This window comes from Paenibacillus allorhizosphaerae (assembly GCF_042659105.1).
GTDB classification, from domain to species: Bacteria; Bacillota; Bacilli; order Paenibacillales; family NBRC-103111; genus Paenibacillus_G; species Paenibacillus_G allorhizosphaerae.
On record NZ_JBHSRV010000030.1, the window covers coordinates 20617 to 28269 of the forward strand.

At 44.9% G+C, this 7653-nt stretch carries 7 protein-coding genes and 2 pseudogenes; 3 read left to right on the forward strand and 6 right to left on the reverse strand.

Annotated features, from left to right (window positions below):
- Positions 1-146 precede the first annotated feature (146 nt).
- The 5 genes from ACFQI7_RS36190 to ACFQI7_RS36210 form a co-directional block, all read right to left on the reverse strand.
- Positions 147-497, reverse strand: coding sequence for a VOC family protein (locus ACFQI7_RS36190; protein WP_218103256.1), 351 nt, complete (start codon positions 495-497; stop codon positions 147-149).
- A 435-nt stretch (positions 498-932) separates the two neighbouring features.
- On the reverse strand, positions 933-2393 hold the full coding sequence (locus ACFQI7_RS36195) for a multicopper oxidase family protein (RefSeq protein ID WP_218103257.1): 1461 nt from the start codon (positions 2391-2393) through the stop codon (positions 933-935).
- A gap of 34 nt (positions 2394-2427) precedes the next feature.
- The gene (locus ACFQI7_RS36200; RefSeq protein WP_218103258.1) at positions 2428-2814 is read right to left on the reverse strand and encodes a hypothetical protein; all 387 of its coding nucleotides are present in this window, start codon (positions 2812-2814) and stop codon (positions 2428-2430) included.
- Positions 2811-3227: a DUF6220 domain-containing protein gene (locus tag ACFQI7_RS36205; RefSeq protein WP_218103259.1), complete on the reverse strand. Its 417-nt coding sequence runs from the start codon at positions 3225-3227 to the stop codon at positions 2811-2813. The genes ACFQI7_RS36200 and ACFQI7_RS36205 overlap by 4 nt, the downstream gene beginning before the upstream one ends.
- Positions 3228-3232: 5 nt before the next feature.
- A complete protein-coding gene (locus ACFQI7_RS36210) occupies positions 3233-3445 on the reverse strand; it encodes a hypothetical protein (protein WP_218103260.1) in 213 nt (70 codons plus the stop codon).
- A gap of 214 nt (positions 3446-3659) precedes the next feature.
- Between ACFQI7_RS36210 and ACFQI7_RS36215 the strand changes: the two genes are divergently transcribed.
- The 3 genes and pseudogenes from ACFQI7_RS36215 to ACFQI7_RS36225 form a co-directional block, all read left to right on the forward strand.
- Positions 3660-4346, forward strand: a complete 687-nt coding sequence (locus ACFQI7_RS36215) for a response regulator (protein ID WP_218103261.1) — start codon at positions 3660-3662, stop codon at positions 4344-4346.
- A complete protein-coding gene (locus tag ACFQI7_RS36220; RefSeq protein WP_218103262.1) occupies positions 4343-5689 on the forward strand; it encodes a sensor histidine kinase in 1347 nt (448 codons plus the stop codon). The genes ACFQI7_RS36215 and ACFQI7_RS36220 overlap by 4 nt, the downstream gene beginning before the upstream one ends.
- Positions 5690-6134: 445 nt before the next feature.
- Positions 6135-6566, forward strand: a pseudogene (locus ACFQI7_RS36225) (transposase); the annotation flags it as partial.
- A gap of 147 nt (positions 6567-6713) precedes the next feature.
- Here ACFQI7_RS36225 and ACFQI7_RS36230 read toward each other — a convergent pair.
- Positions 6714-6848: pseudogene (locus ACFQI7_RS36230) on the reverse strand (MarR family transcriptional regulator); the annotation flags it as partial.
- Positions 6849-7653: the final 805 nt, after the last annotated feature.

The following is a 7653-nucleotide window of genomic DNA, read 5'->3' on the forward strand; positions in this document are numbered from 1 at the left end:
AAAATGCGAATTTACAACGTTAAGGAAATTATAATGCTAAAAAGCCCAATTTCTCAGTATTTAAATTGAGAAATTGAGCTTTTTTCGTTACTTCAAAAAAGCGCCCGATTAGAGAAGATATTCAACACACCTGTCACCTCATTTATCTAAAGATGGGTAAGTATATTAACGAGCTTACCGAACGGATCTTTTACATAAAAGCGCCGAACCCCCCACGGCTCCTCAACTGGTCCATACTCAATTGGAATCTCTGCTTCTTTTATGCGAGTTAGTGCTTTGTCAAGATCATCAACCTCAATTGACAAGTCAGGCACCGGTGTCCCTGAACCGCCCTCTGAAAGAAAGCTAATTTGAGTGTCCATTTTCTCATGCGAACCGTAAGTTGTAATAAATCCAATATCCATCAGTTGATCAAGTCCGAGCACTTCCCCGTAAAAGTACTTTGCTTTAGAAATGTTCTGCGTCTCAACGTTGGCAACAATTCGTTTGACCTTCATTACTACATCCTCCTAAATTTTTGATATATAATTTTTATTATATAATCTGGCCCTTTAATGGAACACAGGAATGACTATTTTTCCCCTTCCGACAGCTTTCTATATAATTCATTAGATTCTCTAAGACCACTGAAACTTTTAGAGTTGTTAAAAATGGGGGAATCGTCTTGGAAACGGGCTTAGCGTTGTAAATCCGCATTTTCCTTACGGTACTCCTCTAAGAGAATGACCGCTACTTAATATTAGCGGTCATTACTGCATGGTGGTAAGACGCCAGCGGTGCGAAACGAAGTTCAGCGGCGCGCCAAAAGCATCACATACGAGGTCAGGCGGTATTTGTAAATATTGCATCCGTTCCTCCGGAGTTAACAGTTCCCTTAGTCTCACAATCCACCTGGATTTATGGAGAACGTTTAACGCCAAAAAACCTTGTTATTAATGGTCATGCCTTCCTTTGGTCAACTGTTTCGATACTTGGGATTCTGTGCCCGGTTCGACAATGATGAACTGCCCCATCATGCCACTATCTTCATGATACAACAGATGACAGTGATACATATAAGGCGTATCGGGATCAGGGTAACTTCCAAAATCTACAGCCAGTCTGACTGAAGTGCCATTCGGAATAAAGACCGTATCTTTCCTTCCCCGCTCATATATTGGTGGCAATTTTCCATTCTTATCAATGACGGTGAACACTGCATCATGGATATGGAAGTTATGATCCCATCCGTTATTCGTGATCTCCCATATTTCACGTGCTCCAGCCGGAACAACTTCATCGATACGATCCATCTCCATCTTCTTACCGTTGATTGCAGATTTCGTTGTCAGTTCGAATTTACGAACCTTTGCATTTTCGGGTACTTCGATGGGCGGCTCAGCGGTAAGTCGATTCGGGAGTTGCGATGAAGTCGATAAACGGTTATCGGCGATCATCTTTACTAAATCAAACTCCCCATTTTCAATCCCGTCTTTGCCTGCAAAACTGTGCAAGATCGTTTCTTCGCCAGCGTTAAACTGAACCACAATCTCTGCACGTTCACCTGGACTTAGTAACAAACGATCTAAATTCACCGGCTCGGGTAACAGTCCAGCATCGTTACCGACCAAAGAAAATGAACGATCATCCGAAAAGCCGATATTATACGCTCTGGCATTAGAACCGTTCAATAATCTAAAACGCACCTGGCTTGTAGTGACCTCTAAATAAGGATCGTGTGTCCCATTTACTAAGATTTGATTGCCTAACAACCCAAACGGAGTCATGCCCATATTCTCATTAAAAGAACCGTCACCTTTAAATATCTTGTCTTGGATGATAATAGGGATGTCATTAACTCCGTATTCCGAAGGTAACTTTTTTGATTCTTCATCATCAATTATAAATAACCCTGCAAGTCCTCGATAAACATGCAGTGCAGTTTTCCCATGCAAGTGGGGATGATACCATGTCGTCGCAGCCGGTTGCTCTATTGTCCAATTAGGTTTCCAAGTCGCTCCAGCTTCGATCATTTGGTGAGGCCCGCCGTCCATCACTGCAGGCAATCGCATGCCGTGCCAGTGCAAGGTTGAGTCTTCATTCAAATTATTCACCACATCGAAAGAAACTTGGTCGCCACGAGAAACTCGGATGGTCGGTCCTAAATAAGATCCATTAATCCCCCAAGTGGGTGTCTGCTTCTCTTGGAAAAACTCGGTTGTGCCTGATTGCATGGTTAAGGTAAAGTGTTTCTTACCATCCGAATCCGTTATCGGCTCAAGTATTGGCGGAATTTGTAATGAATTCTTAAAATCAAGTTTACCAACGTTAGTGCTGGTATCCCCTTCGCACCCAACCAAACTAAGTGATAACAATACAAACAATAGCGCGAGTAGCTGATAATATCGTTTCATTTTCTCTACTTCTCTTTCCTCGTTATTGATGTAACTAAATTTTGAGCTTGTTTTGAATTACTGTGGCGATTAGTCCTGCGCATAATCCCCAAATGCCGTTGGTAACAAGCACACTGACAATAGCAAATGGATTGGTGATCGGACCCTTCAACTGGCCTTCAAGAATAGGCGATAAAATCGCACTGATTACAATTGCAAATACCCCATACGTTACACCGGTAAATGTTAAATTAATTAGCGGCTCATCCACCCGGCCTAACACGGCTATCGCAATCCATGTCAGTGTAATCACGATGGTAACGCTTATACTCGCTGTAGGTTGTCCGATGCTTTCCAGCCATCCAAGCATACTCATCAGCGGTCTTACTAGAGCTAACGCAGCCAAACCTATAATAAAAAACCAGTTTAATTTTTCTTTCATTGGATTTCAGCCTCTTTAGATTGGACATGTTCATTCTTTGGGAAAATACTTCTTTTGGCTTGCACAGCCACTACGATTGAAACCCAAAACAAAACTGCAGCAATAACAGGGTGTAGTGCACCTGCTCCTTCAAAATTTGCGGTAAAGTACTGGGCAAAGATCATGACCAATATCAGAACGCTCATCCAGCGTAAAAAGACCGGAAGCTTTCCCACAAACGCAAGGATAAGCATTAAGATCGGGAATAGTTCAAAGATCCGAACAAATACAATATGGCTATGCCAGTAGGAAGAATCCGTAAAAATCGCCATCCCTGCAATAAAGATTTGAGCTGTGACACAAACGACGAATAGACCAGCCACGAACAAAAAAATGAATCTTGAACCTCTTGTTACGGTTAATCGCTCCTTCATAAATCTCAATCCTCTCTGACTTTGTTTTGCATGCGTTTGACCAGTAAGACAGTAACTATGCCCCCGGCTAAAGGCAATATCATGGAAAGGGTTCCGATGAGCGCGACCGGAAATGAGTCCATTAGCCGCATCACGATTCGGACGATCCACTCAAAGATGATAAACCCTCCTAACATCCCCCCGATTAAAGCGAGAAACAGCATTCCTGCCTTCTTCATTCAAATGTCCCCTTTTTCTTCGGTTAATTCGGCAGATTGCCAAGGTAAGTCAAAGTTGCCGTTGTCACAGTTCGGATTTCCTGATGGACTGATCATATCAGCCGAATGTTGTGAACTTATGACGATCGGTTGCGGTTCCTGTGAATTTTTACAAAGAAGTGAAGAAGCAGGTATAATGGACGAAAAGACAGCGGGAGAAAGATGGTGAGACCCCATGACCCATACCCTGTTAATCGTGGATGACGAGGAGAAAGTAATCGAATTCATAGTTCCGTTTTTGTGCCAGGAGGGTTATGAAATTATTATTGCCAGATCCGGCACCGAGGCGCTTGAGAAAGCAAGAGAGTTCAAACCGTCCCTTGCGGTGCTTGACTGGATGCTGCCGGGAAAAAGCGGCATTGAGGTTTGCCGGGAACTGCGTCAAACGAGCCGTATGGGGATTATCATGGTAACGGCACGCACGGAAGAAACCGATAAGATCGTTGGACTTGAAGTCGGAGCCGACGATTATTTGACAAAGCCCTTTTCCCTGCGGGAACTGGCGGCCCGGGTTCGCTCGGTACTGCGGAGAGTCGAGGGCAGCGGTTCGTCCCAGCAAACCTTGAACCGTGGCGAGCTGTCCCTATCCGAGACTCAGTGCCGAGTATGGAAACGCGGTGAAGAAGTTCAACTCACGCCAACGGAGTTTAAAATGCTGCTTACTTTAGCATCTAAACCTGGAATCGTGTACAGCCGGCTCCAGTTGCTGAATGCCGCGCTTGAAGACGATATCCTGAACGACGAACGTACGGTCGATGCCCACATCAGCAGGATACGCAAAAAGACCGAAGACGATCCTGCCAATCCCGTCTACATCCAAACGGTATACGGATTCGGGTATCGGTTCGGAGATCGGCCATGAGCGTTAAGCGTCAGCTATTTTGGTCCTTGACGGTGTTTATATCGGCAATGGCCATAGCGTTTGTCCTGGTCACGATATTTGTGGTAAAACCAACCATCGAGCATATCCGGGTGGCCGACAGGAGCCGAGAAATCGAGGAAATCTCAAAAGTCATTGTCGATCATTATGAAAAAAAGGAAACCTTGGAAGGCATTCAGTTGAAGCTGCAATCAATGCCTCTGCCCCGTCCCGACTCGAGCGTAATTCTAATGACAACAAAAAAAGAAACGCTGTTTGCTAAAGGCGCCGCATCGCATGAAATGGTAAAAATGCTCGGCATAAAGAAGCGTATCCAATCAAAAAATGAGGACATCGCGGTCTTATATTATTCCGATTCCGAAGTCGCCAATCTGTCTACCATTCAGATGGGTATCGGCAGCTCCGTAACGGTTCTGTTGCTCGGGAGCAGTGCAATTCTGCTTCTCTTATCGCTAGTAGCTGCCTACTGGCTGGCAAAACGTTTAACGAGGCCGCTTACGGATATCATTCCCGTGATAGACCGCTTGAGAAAAGGGGATTTCACCGCCGAGGCCCCGGTTCATTCCAACAATGAATACGGAAAGATTGCCAAATCGTTGAACGCGATGACCCGACAGCTGGTACAGGCGGAAGATGTTCGCCGGAAACTAGTCGCCGACGTCGCACATGAACTCAGGACCCCAATCACCATCTTGAGAGGTAAGTTTGATCTGTTTCAACATGAAGGTCTCCCCATTGCTCCCGAAAATATGCTTCCGATCCAAGACGAACTGATTCGGCTGACACGCTTGGTAGATGACCTTCATCAGCTTTCTCTTGCCGAAGCCAGAAAATTGCAATTGGATTTGAAACCGACTGACTTACCTGACCTGCTCGGACGAGTAATCGAACGGCTACAGCATGACGCCGAAGCCAAAGATATATCAATTTCGTTCACAAAAGAATCGAATTTGCCGCCAATCCGTATCGACCAACACCGCATGATACAGGTGTTTATGAACCTCATTGGGAATGCGGTCCGATACACACCGGCGGGCGGATCGGTTTCGATAGCGGTCAAACTTCCCCCTCCAAACGATTCGGGTCCTCTTGTTTTGCAGATTGAAGTCGCGGACACCGGACAAGGCATAGCCCCCGAACATATCCCTTTCGTATTCAATCGTTTTTATCGAACGGATGAAGCGAGAAACCGGAACAACGGCGGCATGGGACTAGGACTGGCTATTGCAAGGGAATTTGTGTTGGCACATCAAGGTGAGATTAAGGTTCAAACTGAAGTCGGCAGAGGTTCTGTGTTTACGGTATTTTTACCCCTTTTGCCATAACTCTTCAACTCTAGCGCTCTGTCCGGCGAAATCCGGACGTAATAAAGGCAAACAATTGCAAAAAGCCCCTGCAACTGCAAGAGCTTTCTGGATATCCATTGACTATCGTTCTTTCATCGTACTAAGAGGTCAGCCAGTTTTTACTGGTTGACACTTTTCTTTTAGTGGTGTATGTATCGGTAGCCAGGGCAGATCGGTCGTTCCCCTGTGTCTGTAACCCGTCACTAAAACTGATCGCCCCCTACTTGTAGAAACCATGTTTAAGCTGGTTGAGACGAATCGATCTCGCATAAAAAGCGATGTTGTGGAACTATGAGCAGTGCTTAGGGGTACCGGCAATACATCCATGAGAGGAGAAAAATATGAATCCAGTTATTTGCCTGGATGTTTCCAAGGGACAAAGCGAAGGACAAGCCTTTTTAGACAAAGGAAAACCACATGGTAACAAATTTTGGCCGAAGTAGGGACTGACGTGGGTTCGCGCTTCCCCTCTGCCGCTCATCTTTGTTTGTGGGCAGGCCTAGTTCCAGGGCAAAACGAAAGTACCGGAAAACGAAAAACCGCGAAAACTCGCAAAGGCAACAAATATCTCCGAGCGGCACTTATTGAAGTTGCCCACTCCGTATGCAGATCCGACAATTACCTGGGCGCTCAATACCGACGAATTGCGGCCCGAAAAGGCAGGCATCGAGCATCTGTAGCAGTCGCACACTCCATTATGGCCATTGTGTACGATGTTCTCACACGAAAAGAAGGTTACAAGGATTTAGGCAGTCATTACTTTGAACAGCGACAGCAAGAAGCACTCATGAAACAAGCCGCTCGAAGACTAGAAAGCCTTGGATTTCAGGTGACTCTCTCCTCAGCCGTTTCTTAATTATTCAGGCCACTCATAGATTCTTAAGAAGCACAGTTTTTTAAAACTATTAAAGCTGGGCTTAGTTTCGTGCTGCCGTTTTTGAGTCTGTGCTAAGAGTAATTTTCGGGGTAGAGCCTAACGAACCGTCTTGAAAATCAGAGCAGTCATTTCAGCTAACTTTTCTTGAATTATTCCTGGATTTTTACATATTCGGACAAGGTACAAATACTGCCCTTCTATATTATTTATGGAGTCAAAAGCCATGGAAATAATTCCAATTTCGCGTAAAATTTCCTTCATTGCAGTTCAGCGAGTCGAACTTAAATCGTTAAAATCCCTATCAATTAGTAATGACTGTAACTTTTGACTCGATATATGCTGCAAATCCTAGCGAGATTCCCCAACCAAGGAACAGTGCGTACCATACATATCCCCATGCTGCCATCGGGCTTGCATCTTGTACCGCAAATGCGGGAGCGGACACAGCGCGTCCGATCGCAAATTGAAACTTCAAAACAAAGAAGCTAAAGCCCCATACGGATAATCCAGCACATCCTATCCATGCAGGAATGACTCTCAGCCATCTAGGGAGTTTCTCACCCCATTGATAAACGAATGATAATCCGAACAGGGAAGCAAACACGGCCAACGCCCCCATAATCCAATAGCCAATGATTCGTGATTCTGCTTCGTCTGGTGCCGTTGCAAAATCTCCAGGGAAACCAAACGAAACTCCTAAGCCCCACCAAAAGTGTGGAAGAGCATATAATAACCCGCATACGAACGCTGCATACCCTGCCAATTTTTTTTCTTAACGTTCATCCTTATCACCTCATAATTATTCTACCATCCTAAGGTTGGTTTTCAGGTGACCTCAAGTTTAAGCTTTGTTTAATTTATTGCTGATGTATACAGTCGTTCCCGTAGTGTTGGAATATCCTCCTCACCATCGTCAACATTCCCTTTTTCCCTTTTCCGGGTCGTATAGTAAGTAATATGTGGTGAAATACTTCCGTTTTTTGCTTCAAGAGATCAAATCAATGATTTGTCTGATTGCTTTTTTGGCTTCTGGAATAGGCATCGCGGGAAAGACATGATTCATTTT

Coding starts and splice junctions, on each gene's coding strand:
- ACFQI7_RS36200 (WP_218103258.1), bottom strand. CDS start 2,814: ATGAAAGAAAAATTAAACTGGTTTTTTATTATAGGTTTGGCTGCGTTA.
- ACFQI7_RS36215 (WP_218103261.1), top strand. CDS start 3,660: ATGACCCATACCCTGTTAATCGTGGATGACGAGGAGAAAGTAATCGAA.
- ACFQI7_RS36190 (WP_218103256.1), bottom strand. CDS start 497: ATGAAGGTCAAACGAATTGTTGCCAACGTTGAGACGCAGAACATTTCT.
- ACFQI7_RS36220 (WP_218103262.1), top strand. CDS start 4,343: ATGAGCGTTAAGCGTCAGCTATTTTGGTCCTTGACGGTGTTTATATCG.
- ACFQI7_RS36205 (WP_218103259.1), bottom strand. CDS start 3,227: ATGAAGGAGCGATTAACCGTAACAAGAGGTTCAAGATTCATTTTTTTG.
- ACFQI7_RS36195 (WP_218103257.1), bottom strand. CDS start 2,393: ATGAAACGATATTATCAGCTACTCGCGCTATTGTTTGTATTGTTATCA.
- ACFQI7_RS36210 (WP_218103260.1), bottom strand. CDS start 3,445: ATGAAGAAGGCAGGAATGCTGTTTCTCGCTTTAATCGGGGGGATGTTA.